Origin of the sequence: Ureibacillus sp. FSL K6-0786 (assembly GCF_037965165.1) — a bacterium.
Taxonomy (GTDB): Bacteria; Bacillota; Bacilli; order Bacillales_A; family Planococcaceae; genus Ureibacillus; species Ureibacillus thermosphaericus.
The window spans coordinates 1003374-1019093 of sequence record NZ_CP150191.1; the positions used below are offsets into that span (position 1 = coordinate 1003374).

The 15720-nt window shown below is 36.5% G+C and carries 16 protein-coding genes; 6 read left to right on the plus strand and 10 right to left on the minus strand.

The genetic code is table 11. The features are described from left to right. Positions 1-10: 10 nt before the first annotated feature. The 3 genes from argS to speB form a co-directional block, all read right to left on the minus strand. Positions 11-1678: an arginine--tRNA ligase gene (gene argS / locus NSQ18_RS04860; RefSeq protein WP_016837286.1), complete on the minus strand. Its 1668-nt coding sequence runs from the start codon at positions 1676-1678 to the stop codon at positions 11-13. Continuing rightward, complete coding sequence (locus tag NSQ18_RS04865; protein ID WP_016837287.1) at positions 1675-2112, minus strand: DUF1934 domain-containing protein; 438 nt, start codon at positions 2110-2112, stop codon at positions 1675-1677. Before NSQ18_RS04865 ends, argS begins: the two co-directional genes overlap by 4 nt. Positions 2113-2296: 184 nt before the next feature. Then, positions 2297-3169 carry an agmatinase gene (gene speB, locus NSQ18_RS04870; protein ID WP_096550302.1) on the minus strand — a complete coding sequence of 291 codons (873 nt, stop codon included), beginning with the start codon at positions 3167-3169 and terminating at the stop codon, positions 2297-2299. 285 nt (positions 3170-3454) lie between these two features. Between speB and NSQ18_RS04875 the strand changes: the two genes are divergently transcribed. After that, positions 3455-5512, plus strand: a complete 2058-nt coding sequence (locus NSQ18_RS04875) for a PBP1A family penicillin-binding protein (RefSeq protein ID WP_339289245.1) — start codon at positions 3455-3457, stop codon at positions 5510-5512. 303 nt (positions 5513-5815) lie between these two features. Here NSQ18_RS04875 and NSQ18_RS04880 read toward each other — a convergent pair whose 3' ends face one another. Next, the gene (locus NSQ18_RS04880) at positions 5816-6337 is read right to left on the minus strand and encodes a YwhD family protein (protein ID WP_016837290.1); all 522 of its coding nucleotides are present in this window, start codon (positions 6335-6337) and stop codon (positions 5816-5818) included. 70 nt (positions 6338-6407) lie between these two features. Between NSQ18_RS04880 and NSQ18_RS04885 the strand changes: the two genes are divergently transcribed. Continuing rightward, the gene (locus tag NSQ18_RS04885; RefSeq protein ID WP_016837291.1) at positions 6408-6593 is read left to right on the plus strand and encodes a 2-hydroxymuconate tautomerase; all 186 of its coding nucleotides are present in this window, start codon (positions 6408-6410) and stop codon (positions 6591-6593) included. Positions 6594-6637: 44 nt separating this feature from the next. On the opposite strand, the gene NSQ18_RS04890 is transcribed toward NSQ18_RS04885, so the two are convergent. From NSQ18_RS04890 to NSQ18_RS04900, 3 genes are all read right to left on the minus strand, one after another. Beyond that, the gene (locus tag NSQ18_RS04890) at positions 6638-7837 is read right to left on the minus strand and encodes a polysaccharide deacetylase family protein (RefSeq protein WP_096550300.1); all 1200 of its coding nucleotides are present in this window, start codon (positions 7835-7837) and stop codon (positions 6638-6640) included. A gap of 146 nt (positions 7838-7983) precedes the next feature. Then, positions 7984-9288, minus strand: a complete 1305-nt coding sequence (locus tag NSQ18_RS04895; RefSeq protein WP_026018988.1) for an HD domain-containing protein — start codon at positions 9286-9288, stop codon at positions 7984-7986. Positions 9289-9541: 253 nt separating this feature from the next. Next, positions 9542-9772 (minus strand): DUF1450 domain-containing protein, encoded by a 231-nt coding sequence (locus NSQ18_RS04900; protein WP_016837294.1) that lies wholly within the window; start codon positions 9770-9772, stop codon positions 9542-9544. A gap of 250 nt (positions 9773-10022) precedes the next feature. Between NSQ18_RS04900 and NSQ18_RS04905 the strand changes: the two genes are divergently transcribed. Then, a complete protein-coding gene (locus NSQ18_RS04905) occupies positions 10023-10682 on the plus strand; it encodes an RsfA family transcriptional regulator (protein ID WP_168412650.1) in 660 nt (219 codons plus the stop codon). Between the two features lie 7 nt (positions 10683-10689). Here NSQ18_RS04905 and NSQ18_RS04910 read toward each other — a convergent pair whose 3' ends face one another. Further along, complete coding sequence (locus tag NSQ18_RS04910) at positions 10690-11523, minus strand: biotin/lipoate A/B protein ligase family protein (RefSeq protein WP_016837296.1); 834 nt, start codon at positions 11521-11523, stop codon at positions 10690-10692. Between the two features lie 180 nt (positions 11524-11703). Here NSQ18_RS04910 and hemQ point away from each other — a divergent pair, with 180 nt between their 5' ends. Beyond that, on the plus strand, positions 11704-12456 hold the full coding sequence (gene hemQ, locus NSQ18_RS04915; protein WP_096550296.1) for a hydrogen peroxide-dependent heme synthase: 753 nt from the start codon (positions 11704-11706) through the stop codon (positions 12454-12456). 32 nt (positions 12457-12488) lie between these two features. Here hemQ and NSQ18_RS04920 read toward each other — a convergent pair whose 3' ends face one another. Next, positions 12489-12665, minus strand: a complete 177-nt coding sequence (locus NSQ18_RS04920; RefSeq protein WP_339289250.1) for a hypothetical protein — start codon at positions 12663-12665, stop codon at positions 12489-12491. Between the two features lie 278 nt (positions 12666-12943). On the opposite strand from NSQ18_RS04920, the gene NSQ18_RS04925 reads away from it, so the two are divergent. Both NSQ18_RS04925 and NSQ18_RS04930 read left to right on the plus strand, forming a co-directional pair. Beyond that, the gene (locus tag NSQ18_RS04925; RefSeq protein ID WP_026018990.1) at positions 12944-13363 is read left to right on the plus strand and encodes a cell wall hydrolase; all 420 of its coding nucleotides are present in this window, start codon (positions 12944-12946) and stop codon (positions 13361-13363) included. Positions 13364-13393: 30 nt separating this feature from the next. After that, positions 13394-13825, plus strand: a complete 432-nt coding sequence (locus NSQ18_RS04930) for a spore coat protein GerQ (RefSeq protein WP_016837300.1) — start codon at positions 13394-13396, stop codon at positions 13823-13825. A gap of 179 nt (positions 13826-14004) precedes the next feature. Here the strand turns inward: NSQ18_RS04930 and NSQ18_RS04935 are convergent, their stop codons facing one another. Next, positions 14005-15675, minus strand: coding sequence for a methyl-accepting chemotaxis protein (locus tag NSQ18_RS04935; RefSeq protein WP_016837301.1), 1671 nt, complete (start codon positions 15673-15675; stop codon positions 14005-14007). Positions 15676-15720: the final 45 nt, after the last annotated feature.

A 15720-nucleotide genomic window follows, 5' to 3' on the forward strand; every position in this document is an offset into this window, starting at 1 on the left:
TTAAAACAAATTACATTTTTTCTGGTGCTGAAACGCCGATTAGTCTTAATGCGTTGGCAAGAGTTACTCGAACAGCTTGAATTAATGAGAGACGCGCTTCTGTTAATTCTTTATTATCCGGATTTAACACTTTTTCCGCGTTGTAGAAGCTGTGGAATGCCGCTGCTAATTCTTGAGTATAGTTCGCAATGCGGTGAGGAGTGCGATGTTTTGCTGCTTCTGCTACGATTTGTGGGAAAGTACCTACCTTTTTCAACACTTCCTCTGATTTTTCATCCGTTAATAAATGTAAGTTTTCTAATGACGCTTGGAATCCTTGTTCTTCTGCACTGCGCAAAATAGAACAAATACGTGCATGAGCGTATTGTGCGTAGTATACAGGGTTTTCGTTTGATTCTGCAACTGCAAGATCAAGATCAAAGTCCATATGGGAATCGCAAGCGGTTTTCACGAAGTAGTATCGTACCGCATCAAGCCCTACTTCTTCCACCAGCTCACGCATTGTTACAGCATTACCTGTACGTTTACTCATTTTATATTTTTCGCCGTTTTTATAAAGCTGCACCATTTGGATGACTTCGACTTCTAATTTATCACGATCATAGCCAAGAGCTTGAATTGCCGCTTTCATACGCGGAATATAACCATGATGGTCTGCTCCCCAAACGTTAATCAGTTTATCGAAACCGCGTTGAATTTTATCTTCATGGTATGCAATATCTGGTGTTAAGTATGTGTATGAACCGTCTGATTTAATGAGAACGCGGTCTTTATCGTCGCCAAATGTTGTTGAGCGGAACCAAGTCGCTCCATCCTGTTCATAAACGTGGCCGTTTTCTCTTAATTTATTTAAAGCGTGGTCAATTTTTCCATTTTTATATAATGAAGTTTCGGAATACCATACATCAAATCGAACTCTGAAGTTTTCTAAGTCCTTTTTCAATTTTTCTAATTCAAGAGCTAATCCATTTTCACGGAAGAAGTTAAAACGTTCTTCATCGGATTTTTCTAAAATAGAATCGCCGTATCGTTCAACAAGTTTGTTTGCAATCTCAATAATGTCTTGGCCATAGTAGCCATCTTCCGGCATTTCCGCATCAAGTCCCAACGCTTGTTTGTAACGCGCTTCTAGGGAATAAGCCAAGTTGTTAATTTGATTTCCCGCATCGTTAATGTAATATTCACGAGTAACGTCATATCCTGCAAAATCTAAAACATTGCAAAGGGAGTCGCCGAATGCAGCACCGCGAGCATGTCCTAAGTGAAGGTCACCTGTTGGATTCGCCGATACAAACTCCACTTGAATTTTTTCTCCGCCTCCGCTATTTGAGCGACCATAATTTTCACCTTGTTCGAACACCGCTTTTACAATATCTGCAAGGAAATCTTTGCGAACAAAGATGTTGATGAAGCCCGGTCCTGCAATCTCAACTTTTTCAATATCAGTTCCTTCTGTTTCTAAATTTTCAACAATTGCTTCTGCTATTTGGCGTGGGGGTTTTTTTGCTAGCTTCGTTAGTTGCATCGCCAAGTTTGTTGCGAAGTCACCTTTTGTTTGATCTTTTGGCACTTCAATATGAACTTGAAAATCCGTTCCTTCTTCTAAAATTTGCGCTTTTAAAACAGCAGCTTTTAAAGCGTTTTTCAATGATTCTTGCAATTGTCCTACTGCATTCATGCTTGTCCCTCCGTGTATTGTATTTCCAATGTATAATGACCGACTGATTGTCCACTAATAATTAAATCATATTGCACATTAAATCTGCCACTTATATTATCTTCATCTACATGTTCGAACCCTAGGTGATAAGTTTTTGTTTGCAATGGCAACGTGCCATACATTGTGTCGTAGTGACCATTTTGTTTACATTCTGTGCTAAAAGGCAGCCGCATGTTGACAGCTCCACTTCGCAAAATGAGTGCATCGTCGTTATTCATTTTTACTGTTGTACGAATTGTTTGGTCTTCTATTATTTCTTCATAGCGTAAATACATTTTACCGTTCTTTTTTAGCCAAACACCTTGAAGCCACAGTTCATATGTTTCCTCGTCCCCTTCAATTGGGCAAATCGTCGAAATGACTTTTATTTTTACGTTTTTTTCAACACTCATTTCCTGTGGGCACTCCTTATGTATTACTATAACTAATACATTATATTATTGCCTTGCAAGAAATTTCAAGGGAACGAATGAAAATTCAAAAATATCAAGGCTTTGGCTTCATTTTAAACTGTTTTCCATATCAAATAAAAAAGCGATTAAAGTTTTCCAATGAACTTTAATCGCATCAAGATTTTTATTTAATCCAACCTAGAATCATTTCTCTTAATAGTTTGGAAGCAGTATTGGCTGTCATTTCAGAGTGGTCGTATACAGGAGCTACTTCTACTAAGTCAAAACCAACGACATTTACTTCACTTCTTGCAATTTCATGGATTGATGCAAGCAGTTCTTTTGATGTAATGCCGCCGCAATCTACTGTACCAGTACCAGGAGCAAATGCAGGATCTAGCACATCGATATCCGTCGTGATATAAACGTTGCGACCTTTAAGCGTTGGAAGTACTTCTTTTAAAGGCTCTAACACTTCAAATTTCGCAATATACATGCCGTTTTCTTTCGCCCATTCAAATTCTTCTTTAAGTCCAGAACGAATACCGAAAGAATATACATTATGAGGACCAATCAATTCCGCAATTTTTCGGATTGGCGTAGCATGGCTTAATGGCTCTCCTTCATAATCTGTGCGCAAATCCGTATGAGCATCAAAATGAAGGATGGCTAAATCTGGGTATTTTTCATAAACAGCTTTCATTACAGGCCAAGACACTAAATGCTCTCCACCCATGCCGATAGGAATTTTCCCATCTGCTAACACTTTCTTTACAAACTTTTCAATTTCATCTAATGATTTTTGAGCATTCCCAAATGGAAGTGGAATATCCCCTGCATCGAAAAATTTTACTTCTTCTAATTCACGGTCTAGATATGGGCTATATTCTTCCAATCCAACAGAAACTTCACGAATTCTTGCGGGACCGAAGCGAGAACCTGGGCGGAAACTTACTGTCCAATCCATCGGCATACCATATAGGACTGCCTTTGATTCTTCGTAATTAGGATGGCTTTTTATAAAAACATTGCCAGAATATGTTTCGTCAAATCTCATATGAATCACCTACTCTATTCATCTTTTACTTACACTAATTCTAGTACCTATTACTTGAAAGCTGAAAATTTCGAATCCAAAAGAATCCGGAACTTTATTCGACATTTTTCGTATTCACTATTGATTACGAAAACAAAAACTTCATTTCAAGATGAAACAATTTTCATACAAAAAAAGTATAGACGTTTTTAGACAAAAGGCAACAGTTTTTTTATGTATATTTTCGATTAAACAGTAAATTTCAAGTCCATACTATAATTAGTTGATTGAAAAGAGGTGAAATGGATGGATAGACGTAGTTATCAGCGACATATTCGACGGAAAAAAAAGATTCGAAATATTGCTTTTTACTTGATTGCCTTTCTATGTGCAATTGTCGTATCGTTTGTAGGTTTAAGAATCTATGCGCAAGTTGCTGGAGCTCCACCACTCATCATAACGAAAGCATCCGTATTCTTAGACCGGAACGGCAATCAAATTGGCGATTATTTTACTGCTGAACGTCGATATTGGAAAGAACTAGATGAAATTTCACCTTATTTAATAGAGGCAACGATTGCAGTGGAAGATAAAGATTTCTATCAACATAATGGTTTTGATTATTCAAGAATTGCGAGTGCCGTTTTAAATGACTTAAAAACGCGCAGTAAAGCGGAAGGTGCAAGTACAATCACCCAGCAATTAGCACGGAATCTATATTTAACTTTAGAAAAAACATGGTCTCGTAAAATAATGGAAGCACTTTACGCATATCGTTTGGAACTCTTTTATTCTAAAGATGAAATACTAGAAGCCTATTTGAATACAGTGAACTATGGTCACGGCATGTATGGAGCTGAAGCAGCAAGTAGATATTACTTTGGTAAATCCGCAAGCGATTTAACGTTAGCTGAATCTGCTTTGCTTGCGGGCATCCCTAAAGGGCCAAGTATCTATTCTCCTCTTAATAATTATGACAAAGCCTTTAATCGTCAAAAGTTAATCTTATCGTTAATGGAAGATCAAAATAAAATTTCAAGTGCAGAAAAGGAACGAGCATTATCTGAAAACATCGTGTTAAAAAATGATCAATGGACTGCTTCTAAAACGATTGCGCCTTATTTCTTGGATGTTGTGTGGCAAGAAGCGACGAAAATTTTGGAAGAGAAAAAACTCAATATTCGAGAAGGTGGCTGGATTATTAAAACGACGTTAAACCAAGCTCACCAAAAGGCTGCTGAAGAGGCAATTAATAAAAATATGCCTGATAATGAATTACAAGTGGGACTTGTCAGCATGGATGTAGAAACTGGCCAAGTAACCGCCCTTGTCGGTGGACGTAATTATCGAGAAAGTTCCTATAATCGCGTAACACAAGCACTTCGTCAACCCGGTTCTGCGATAAAACCAATCCTGTATGCAGCAGCACTGGAAAATGGCTTTACACCGCTCACCTATTTAGACGTAGGTGAAACGATTTTTACTTACGATGATGGACGGGCTACCTACAAGCCACAAAACGTCAATGGAAAATTTGCAGATGGCGACATGTCGATGGCTCAGGCGATTGCGATTTCAGATAACATTTACGCAGTTAAAACATTAGAACAAATCGGCTACGATAAATTCCGAGAAATCTCTGAAAGATTTAATTTAAGATATTCCAACAAAGACAATCCATCCATGGCGCTCGGAACGATTGAAAACTCGTTATATGACTTAACAAATGCTTACAATATCATTGCTGCAAAAGGGCAATATCGAAAACCGACTACAATTCTATCAATTCATAATGCGGAAGGCGAACTTGTGTATGAATATGAAGAACCTTCTGAAGAACAAGTCATTTCTGAACAAGATTCTTTCCTATTAACTCAAATGATGACAGGCATTTTTGACCCGGTATTCAGTGATTATTCCCCTGCAACTGGGGTTTCCCTTCGTTCTAGAATGACGCATACGTATGCGGCAAAATCGGGAACAACGGTTTCAGATCAATGGTTGATTGGTTATAGTCCATCCATTACGACTGGAGTTTGGAACGGCTATGATCAAGGAAAAACGTTATCTTCTTCTTCCGATATGTCCGCCCATAAACAAGTATGGATTGATTTTATGGAGGCCGTTCATCGTGATAAACCGAATGAATCTTTTGAAGTACCAAAAGGCGTCAGAGGGGTTATGATTGATATTGAAACGGGTAAACTTGCGACAGACGCATGCCCAAAACAACGTCTTATGTATTTAAAGGAAGAAGATATTCCAACGAAAAAATGTACAGACTTTGATTTCTTTAATGAAGATGGTTGGAATGGTCTTTTTGAATTATTTCCATTCGAGTCATTAAAAGGTTTGTTTAATTAAAAAAGATAAAAAAATAAGCTTTCTCTTTCTTGGAATTTTCACGAAAGAGAAAGCTTTTTTCGTAAACAGAGATAAATGAGACATTTTGCTTGGGAAAATAAAATGCCACATTGATTCTACTCTATCTACTAAATGTCCTTGTCCTAGCTATACTATTATTTTAACTATAAATTCAGTGTACTTATTTTTTAGAATGGTTTCAACAAAGGAATGAATATTACAACGTTTCGTCACAAATCTGACACTTTTAGATACTTTTTTCACAAATCCTATTGACAATAAAATCTGCTGTATATATATTTTTTATTTTTTTATAGCTAATTCATCTTTTAATTGTTGACTGCTTCGTTCCCACATGCCGAGATCGTGATTTTGTAGAAAATCCGCCAATATTTTTTTCGAATCATCATCCATATGATCGACAACAATTTTGCGTTTTAATGATTTGTCCATTTTATTTACATGGTCGGCAAGTATCTTATAACCTCTGCGCTTTTCTTTATTGACAACCATTTCGCATGCTGCAACCCCTGCGTAATATGGTCCATCTTCTTTTATATCGACAGTGACCCATACAAGCCAATATGGTTTACCGCCAGCTGAATCTTCACGGTTTGTCGTAAATTTAATGCGTTTTTCCACTTCACTCTTGGCATGCATTGCTCCCATATCGATAAATGCATGTTTTTCTTCTATATCAATAAATACTGGCGTTACATTCTCCAATGATATTGTACCTATTCCAAATCCTTTATGACCATCTGTTGGATCGTTTTTTATAATGGTAAAAGACATTTTTTGTTTTGGTTTTTCTTCGTTTGTCATATTGTCATCCCCTCCATTTAAACCTATTATAATGATTATACTTCAAATTTATCCACTAGGAGGTTGCGTCATGCCAGTAGTTACAATCAAAATGTTAGAAGGTCGCACAGATGAACAGAAAAAGGCGATGGTTGAAAAAGTTACAGAAGCTCTAGTTGAAACAATTAATGCAAAACCTGAAGCGGTAACAATTATTATTGAAGAAATGTCTAAAAATCATTATGCTACAGGCGGCGTTCGCGCTTCAGATAAGTAATGTACAAAAGGATGAGGGTGACCAATTCGGCACCCTCAAATTTTTTAATTGCTCACTTTTTTTGCAAATTCATTAATGGAAAGCCCCGGCTCAATTCCTAAACGCTCGAGTGTGTATAAATCTTCCCCTAAATTCACTTTTCCTCTTCTCGTAGAAACAGCCATTCGATAACCTGCTTTTTTCACTGTATCAATAAAGCGTTGATCATACTGACCAAAAGGATAGGCAAAATAATATGTACCTAAAATATTTTGACTTGTTAATAAGTCTTCATATAATTCTTCGCTTGAAACTGTAAGCCCCTTCGCTTTATTACCGATTAAACTATGTAAGTTGTGGGTATGGCTACCGTAGTGAAAGACATCGCTCATCTCATCCATATCTTGTTGACTGAAAAAACGCAGCGTGTCCCATTGAAAAGGCTGTTTTGATTTCGGAATTCTACTCGTAATAATAAATTGTTCCGCAATGAAGCCATATTGCTTTAACACTGGATATGCATATTCCCTAATACTTGTAATCCCATCATCAAAGGTCAGCACAACTGCTTTCGCAGGGAGATTAACTTGTTTATGTAAATATCGTTCTAAGTCATATAGCGAAATCGTCTCAAACTGATTTTTCTTCAACCACTCCATCTGGCTGTTAAATTCTGTTGTTGTGATCGTTGTTGAAGCATTCGCATATACAGAATTTGCTTTTTCTTCCGGTGTTAAAATATGGTGGTACATCAATATCGGTATACCGTTATCAACACTTGTTCTTGCTTTTGGCATATAGCCAATTCGACCGCCAACATCTACCTTCCAGAAGTTTCCGAACTCACTAATCACCGGATATCGTAATCCTGCCTTAATGGATACCATTGGAACTAATTTTCCGGAAGTATTATCATATACTTCTAAATCGTAATTGATTAATACCGTTTGATTTGAATTTTTTGCATTTGTATTGACGTTACGGGTTGTCCATGTTTCTGATTGATAAACATCGCTTTTACTTATATAGGCATAGCCGTTTCCAAATTTTATTTCCCACCAATCTTGTTCATATTCTTTATTAATAACAAGCGGCTGATCTTTTTTCATGGTGGCAACAGGAATAAATTCACCAGTACGATTATCAAAAATTTTGACGTTATCCTGCAATGGGACGGCATAACGAACCGTACTTGCTTCCCCCATATTTATAGCCATAAAAACAAGCGGAAGCAATAAAGCGATAATTTTATGAGCGATTTTCATGTCGTTAATCCTTTCTAAAAATATTAAATATATTATTATCCTATTATAATATAATTTCTAAATCATTACAGAAAACTTTAAATCTTCCATATCCCCATGATTAATTCGTGAATTAAGCAAAAAGAATAACACCTTCCAAAAAGGTGCTATTTTGTTTCGTTCAATAATTTCTCGATTTCTACTTTCAAGTATTGATCTAAAGTTGAATCCATTAATACTTCTTTTGGATAATAGACTTTATGATCTTTTTTCATGCGGCCTGCGATAGCATCAACAATATAAGATTCCTTTGATAGCTCTCTAATTTCACCGTTAGGCATTTCTAAAAAAATCGGCATTCGGTTCGTTTCTTCATCCGGTTCATAGTAATCGTAAGGTAAGTCAGAAGTGCAATCATGATAAATATAGTATTCTGTTTCAATACCAGCTTGTTGGAATAAATTTTTTAATTTCTCAAAGCGCTCCATCTCTTCTTCTGGATTGAGATTAATATACTCAAACAGTTTGCGGGTCACGAATCTCGTACTCAAATCTTGTAAAATAGGATCCTTTTCTTTCATCCACAATTTAAAATAAGTGATCAATAAATATTCGTCTAATTCAAGGTAATCTTCTACTGTTATATTATTTTCAAAAAAGGATTTAAAATGAACGGGTTCGACAGTAAATTGATAACCTTGCTCATATAAATGCTTCGTTCTTTTCAAGATGTTATTTAATAATACTTCCGCACTTCGAGAAACCGGGTGGAAATAGACTTGCAAATACATTTGATAGCGGGACATGATATAGTCTTCCACCGCATGCATTCCACTTGATTTAATAACAACTTTTCCTTTTCTCGGCCGCATTACTCTAAGAATTCTTTCCATATCGAAATGTCCATAACTAACGCCAGTATAATATGCATCTCTTTGTAAGTAATCCATTCGATCCGCATCTATTTGGCTGGAAATCAAGCTTACGACCAGTTGATTTTCATAGGTTTTTTCAATGACTTGTGCCACTTTTTCAGGAAAATCTTCCGATACTCTTTTTAATACCGTATTGACTTCTGTTTCTCCCAATAATATTTGCCTCGTAAAATATTCATGATCGGTTTTAAATACATTTTCAAAGGCATGAGAAAATGGTCCGTGGCCTAAATCGTGGAGTAGTGCTGCACATAGCACAAGAAGTCGCTCATCATCATTCCAATCAGATCTTCCATGAAATACATCATCCACAATGCGACGAACGACTTCATATACACCTAAAGAATGGTTAAAGCGACTATGCTCTGCACCATGAAATACAAGGTAAGTTGTACCTAATTGGCGAATTCGACGCAACCGTTGAAATTCTTTTGTTCCAATTAAATCCCAAATCACTTGGTCACGAACATGAACATATCGGTGCACGGGATCTTTAAATACTTTTTCTTCTGCAAGTTTTCTTTTTGCATATTCCACCAAAATGACTGCACCTCGTTCCTTCCAATTCTTACTATCTATTATAAGAAAGTTTCTATTTATTTACACGTAAATGGTATCATTCAGAGAAGTTTTTTTAGTATCGTTTCAAATTGTAAGAAACCGCAAGTAAATACAAGAACTTTCAAGTATTTTGTAGATTTCCCCAAATCCTTCGTTTAAAAACAACGCATTTTTCAAAAACTAATAAAAAAACAAGCTACCTTCTACCACAATAGAAAGTAGCTTTTGTTTAATCCATTTTTAATTTCGCTTTGACTTTTTCCATTAATTCTTCTTCTGTTAATGCATTAACTGGTCTCCCGTTGACAAAAGTAAACGTTTTCTTGCGACCAGGTCCGCAATATGATTGGCAGCCTATGACAATCGTTGCATCAGGATCAAGCTTTTTTAATTTAGGAATCAACGTTTTTAAATTGACGGCTTGACATTCATCGCAAACTTTAAATTCGTTTGCCGCCATAAGATCAACAACCCTTTCTATAATACAAATTCAATTCTACTTTTAGCCTAAGTGATATTTTAGACCATTACGTTACAACGATTCAAGTAAAAAAGACAAATATCCATCAAAGGACTGAAATGCATTTACGAAAGGAGCATTTTAGTAAATTCATATAAAAATTTTAAAAGAAAAATGAATAAATTTGGAACTTGTTGGACACGATAAGTTTTGATAATAAAAAACTACTATATTAACAGGAGGTTAAACGATGGTTAAAGTTCGACAAGATGCTTGGCTGAAAGAAAACGATGAACTACTTGCTGAAGCAGTATTAAGACATGTGAAAGAAGGTAGTACTCAACTAAATGCTTTTGAGGAAGCAGGAGACAAATTAAATAGAACTGCAGCAGCATGTGGTTTCCGATGGAATGCCGTTGTTCGCAAACGCTATGAAAAAGAACTAGAAGAAGCAAAAAGAATTCGTAAAGAGCGAATGAAATTATTAGGGATGAACGGTAGACGACGTTCACCAGGTGTTTATTTACTTCCTAGCAGTGATGGAGAACAATCCAAGCCAATCTCCTTATCTGATATGAATTTAGATATTGTTATTGCTTATTTGTTGCGTTTACAGTCTCAAAGTGGACATGACAATGAAGCTACTAAATGGCGTCAAATCGCAAACTCTGCTACTGAAAAAATAAAAGAATTAGAAAAAGAAATCGAAAGATTGCGCAAGGAAAACAAACAAATCCGGGAAGATTACGAACAATTCGTTCAAATTATGAATCGCGCTCGCAGACTTGTTACGTTGGAAGATGAAGAACCGCGCATTGCACCTGTTTTCAAAATGGAGAAGAACGGAAACTTAGTCGCTGATTATACTCACATGAATTCTAGTAAAGAAAACGTAGATGTGCCGAACTAATGCACATCTACTTATTTTTTCCAATCAATTTGTCATTACGCTCCAATACTCTCTTTAAATAAAAAGAATATAAATCTAATTCCTCCTCCACCAGCGGCTGAAACAAAACGTTTCCAGAAAGTGAAGCGAGCAATTGTTGAACTTGGAAGACTGTTTCTTGAACAGTAATGGAGCGATTTAACAACTCGCTTAAACTAGCCATCACTTCCGGCTGAACGTTCGGATATTGGAATTTAGTTTGTACATCTTTTAAACTCGTTTCATACAATGCCCGAATAAGTTCTGCTCGCTCGCTTCCACTTCCTTCAATACATAAATAAATCTGTACAGCAACCCCATTTCGTATTCGACGTTGAGAAATCCCTGCAAACTTTTTTCCTCCGATGCTTAAATCATATGAACCTGGGCAATATGAGCCGACAATTTCATAGGCTTCGATTTGATGTGCAGCTTCTGAAAATAACAACTTAATAAATTGAAACATTAATTCATAGCCAGTATTTATACTAATGGAACCTGGTGCTTCTGAAAGGACAATGGAAATATTTAATACGCCTCGATCGAGTACAACTGCAAGACCACCGGAATTTCGGACAATCGCTTCATAATGTGCTTTTTTTAATCCTTCAATTCCCTCTTGAATGTATGGCATACGATGATCCTGAATACCAAGTACAACGTAAGGATGATGCACCCATGTGCGAACAACTGGAAAAGACAAGCCTTGGCCCACTAAATGGCAAAGGGTATCATCCATCGCAAAAGACTCGAGTGGGGTACGGTTAAAAGACATTGACTGATCGATAAAACGCCACGTTTTTTGCTGTAATAATGTTTGCATTGTATATACTCCTTGTATATTAATAAGCGTCTCTATTTCAAGGATACACAAAAGTATTTTTGAATGAAAGTAAACGATTTCATGAAAGGTTCATTAATTTTAAGTTTATTTGCAAGGAATATTTTATAATTTATGCTAAGATTATTGTGAATGATATCAATTCGAAGGAGTGTTAAAGCAATGAGCGAAGCAGCATTAACTTTAGATGGCTGGTACTGTCTGCACGATTTTCGTGCAATGGATTGGGCTTCTTGGAAATTAATCTCTGAAGAGGAACGCCAAGCAGCGATTGAAGAATTTAATCAATATCTAGATAAATTAAATCAAGTTCACGAAGCTAAAACTGGCTCTCATGCCTTTTATTCTACAATTGGCCAAAAAGCGGACTTTATGTTAATGATTCTTCGTGAAACGCCTGAAGAAATTCACGAATTAGAAACAGAATTTAATAAATTAAAAATAGCTGATTTTACAATTCCAACATATACTTATTTCTCTGTTGTGGAACTCTCAAACTATTTAGCAAGCGATTCGAACGAAGATCCATATCAAAATCCATATGTTCGTTCACGTTTATATCCGGAACTACCTCGAACTAAATATGTTTGTTTCTATCCAATGGACAAGCGCCGTCAAGGTAATGACAACTGGTACATGTTGCCAATGTCTGAACGCCGTAATTTAATGCGCTCTCATGGTGAAATTGGACGCAAATATGCTGGAAAAGTAAAACAAATTATTTCTGGTTCTACTGGTTTAGATGACCACGAATGGGGCGTAACATTATTCTCAGATGATATGCTTCAATTTAAGAAAATTGTTTATGAAATGCGCTTTGATGAAGCTTCTGCCCGCTTCGGAGAATTTGGCGAGTTCCTCGTTGGCAACTTATTAGATCAAGAAAAATTCGCAAAATTACTTGAAATTCGGTAATTAAAAAAGCGAGACGTGTTGTTGCGTCTCGCTCATTCATTTTCATCAGGCGTTTTTAAAATCATAATGATTGTTTGAAGTAAAAAGCCGATGAAAAGAATTAAAATAAACAGATACCAATGGAGCGGTTGATTGAAGAAACTTGCAATAATAAACGCCAAAATAGCACTGACGACAATCCCAATCCATACACCTAATTGCAATTTCACCAACTCCCACTAAAATAATCTAGTTGCTCTCTTCTCCCCTCTATTTAGTATTATCTATTCCCCAATTCGTCACAAACTAACACCTCTACTCATATTCTATTCAATAGTGTTGCATGTCGAAACACGTCAAACTTTTCAATTCTAGTTTATTGATATGAGTCTCACTTTATACAACTCCATGCCGTAAAATATCTTTATTCAAGTAAATGAAACATTTTTTGCAAATTTTATTCTGATTCGTGATGGCTTGCATACATTATTTTGAGGAGGTATGAAAAATCGCCGTCATTGCAACTAATGAAGCGCAAGTTGCCTTACTTGCTCGATTGATGAGAGCCGAAGCAGAAGGAGATGGAGACCTTGGCATGTTGTTAGTTGGGAATGTAGGGGTGAATCGGGTACGGGCAGACTGTCTAGATTTTAAAAACATACGGTCCATTGAAGATATGGTTTATCAAAGCCCTGGTGGTTTTGAGGCAGTACAAAAAAGTTATTTTTACCAACGAGCACGTCCGCAAGATATTGCATTAGCACGCAGAGTGATTAATGGAGAACGCTTCGTTCCTGGCGACAGAGCTCTTTGGTTTTTCATGCCTACAGGAAGCTGCCCTGCTCAATGGTATGGACAATGGAATACCGGTCGTTATAAGTCCCACTGTTTTTTTGCACCTGCTGAAGGCGTTTGTCCTGGTATTTAAGCATTAAATTATTATGAAAGGGTGTTTTGAGTGACTTACTATTATTGGGGTCCTGGTGCATCGGGAAATCAATACTATCAACAACCATTTATTGGCCAAGGCCAAATGCAGCAAACGCCACCTTCTGTACAAAGCGGAAATTGGATGACACCTTCCGGAACTGTGTTGCCTGGTACTGGGGGTAGACAAACAGAGGAATCTTACATTGAAAACATTTTACGTGAAAATATCGGTGTAACAGGTACATTTTCTTTCACATTCCCAAGTGCAGAAAATCCAAGCGAAAACAAAGGAAATACATTGCGCATTCGCGGAGTAGTCATGCAAGCCGGTCGAGATCATGCGGTGATTCGAGAAGCGAATACAAATCACGTATACTTATTACCAATGATTTACTTTGACTATGCGCGATTTGAAGAAGGATTTAGATATATTAATACACCGACTAGACCTCAGCGTTAGTGAAACAAAATCTACATTTTCAACTAAAATGCAATTACTTAATTTCTAACGCTACACATTTTCGTCAAACATCGACTATTAGACTAATAGACTACACAAAATTAAAAAGAGCGAATGGAAACTTTACATTTCCTTATTCGCTCTTTTTTATGGATTATTCGGACAAGTCGTTAATCCTTTTATTCGATGCGGAATTTTCTGATTTCCTTTTGTAAGTTTTGAGCATTATCATTTAATTCGGCAGCCACTTTATTCACTTGTTCGATTGTTGCAGCCTGCTCTTCTATATTTGCAGCAACCATTTGAATTTCGCTCGCAGATTCAGTGGATGCAATGGAAATTTCATTGATCGCAGCAGAAACCTCCTCAGCACTTGCAGAAATTTGTTCGCTTGTTGCAGATATTTCCTCAATCTGGATTTTCATCTGTTCAATTGCTTTCACAATGTTAGCGAAGTTTTGTCCTGCTTCTGAAATGACTTTTACGCCGTCTTCCACTGAACGTAATGAATTGGATACAGCTTTTTCGACATTTTCGGTATCTCGTTTAATTTCCACCGTCAGTTCAGTAATTTGACTTGCCGATTCTTTTGATTCTTCTGCAAGTTTACGAACTTCCTCAGCAACTACAGCAAATCCTTTTCCATGTTCCCCTGCCCGAGCCGCTTCAATAGCAGCATTTAATGCTAGTAAATTCGTTTGATCTGTAATTTCAGCAATAACCCTTGATATATTTTCGATTTCTTCTGTTTGTTTGCTCAATTTTTGAACTAAATCATTAACAAGGCTCGTAGAAAGACTAATGGTATCCATTTGTTTTTCTGCATGTAAAATAATTTCTCCACCGTGTACGGCCATATTGCTCGTATCTATAGAATTGGAATGTAAAAGCTGAGTGGATTCAGCAATTTTTTGTACGCCGATCGCTGTTTCATCCATCGCTCGAGCGGAATCATTTGCCGCTTGAGAGTTCGTCTGAGCCACTTCCGCTGTCGAATTAACGCGACGAGACATATCCTCGCTTGTGGAAGTAATTTCCTCAGTACTCACAGAAAGCTGTTGTGCTGCAACACTTAATTGTTCCGAGTTTTGCTGTACGCTTTGAATGAGTGTTTTTAAATTATTTTTCATCGTATTAAATGCTTTTGAAAGCTGGCCAATTTCATCTTTTGAATTCACTTTTAAATCCTTTTCCGTTAAATTACCGGATGAAACCACTTTTACTGCTTCCATTACTTTTCTTAAAGGTAACGTAATTGTTTTTCGTACAAAATATACTAAAATTCCGCTGACAATTAAGCTGGCAATTAAGACAATCACGGCAGTAAAGTTGGATGAGTAGATGGCATCATTGGTTTCTTTTTTTATCTCTTCCAATTGTTCCGTCTGGTATTGAGTTATTTTATCAATCGTATCAATAAGACCTTGGCGAATGGATTGAATATTTTCGTTATTTAATTCTTCATAATTAATAGTTTCGTTTACTATGGCAAACTCTGCATCAAATGCTTGTTTATATTGCTTTAATTCATCAATATAACCTTTCATCGTATCGGTAGCAGCTAATTCTTCTAACTTTGCTATTTGCTGATCGATTAATTGTGTGTATACACTGACCATTTCATAATTGGAATAATCTTTCGTAAGAAGAAATTTTGTGATTGAATTATCAAGTTTGGCTACTTGATAACGAACTGAAGAGACTTCTTGAAGCGCTACCACTCGTTCATTTAATGCCTCATCTACTTGATTATCGATTCTATTAAAATTTATAAAACTAACAATCATCGATATACACAGTAGCCCGATTAAGGAATAAAAAGCTACATTCATTTTTCCCCCGATGCTCATCCTGGTCACCTCATCATATGGAAATATACTATAAGTCTATTATAC

Bases quoted from the DNA above. Each gene is read 5' to 3' on its own strand.
- NSQ18_RS04905 (WP_168412650.1), top strand. From the start codon at position 10,023: ATGGTTAAAGTTCGACAAGATGCTTGGCTGAAAGAAAACGATGAACTA.
- argS (WP_016837286.1), bottom strand. From the start codon at position 1,678: ATGAATGCAGTAGGACAATTGCAAGAATCATTGAAAAACGCTTTAAAA.
- NSQ18_RS04900 (WP_016837294.1), bottom strand. From the start codon at position 9,772: ATGGCGGCAAACGAATTTAAAGTTTGCGATGAATGTCAAGCCGTCAAT.
- NSQ18_RS04935 (WP_016837301.1), bottom strand. From the start codon at position 15,675: ATGAGCATCGGGGGAAAAATGAATGTAGCTTTTTATTCCTTAATCGGG.
- NSQ18_RS04885 (WP_016837291.1), top strand. From the start codon at position 6,408: ATGCCAGTAGTTACAATCAAAATGTTAGAAGGTCGCACAGATGAACAG.
- NSQ18_RS04865 (WP_016837287.1), bottom strand. From the start codon at position 2,112: ATGAGTGTTGAAAAAAACGTAAAAATAAAAGTCATTTCGACGATTTGC.
- NSQ18_RS04875 (WP_339289245.1), top strand. From the start codon at position 3,455: ATGGATAGACGTAGTTATCAGCGACATATTCGACGGAAAAAAAAGATT.
- NSQ18_RS04910 (WP_016837296.1), bottom strand. From the start codon at position 11,523: ATGCAAACATTATTACAGCAAAAAACGTGGCGTTTTATCGATCAGTCA.
- speB (WP_096550302.1), bottom strand. From the start codon at position 3,169: ATGAGATTTGACGAAACATATTCTGGCAATGTTTTTATAAAAAGCCAT.
- NSQ18_RS04880 (WP_016837290.1), bottom strand. From the start codon at position 6,337: ATGACAAACGAAGAAAAACCAAAACAAAAAATGTCTTTTACCATTATA.
- NSQ18_RS04890 (WP_096550300.1), bottom strand. From the start codon at position 7,837: ATGAAAATCGCTCATAAAATTATCGCTTTATTGCTTCCGCTTGTTTTT.
- hemQ (WP_096550296.1), top strand. From the start codon at position 11,704: ATGAGCGAAGCAGCATTAACTTTAGATGGCTGGTACTGTCTGCACGAT.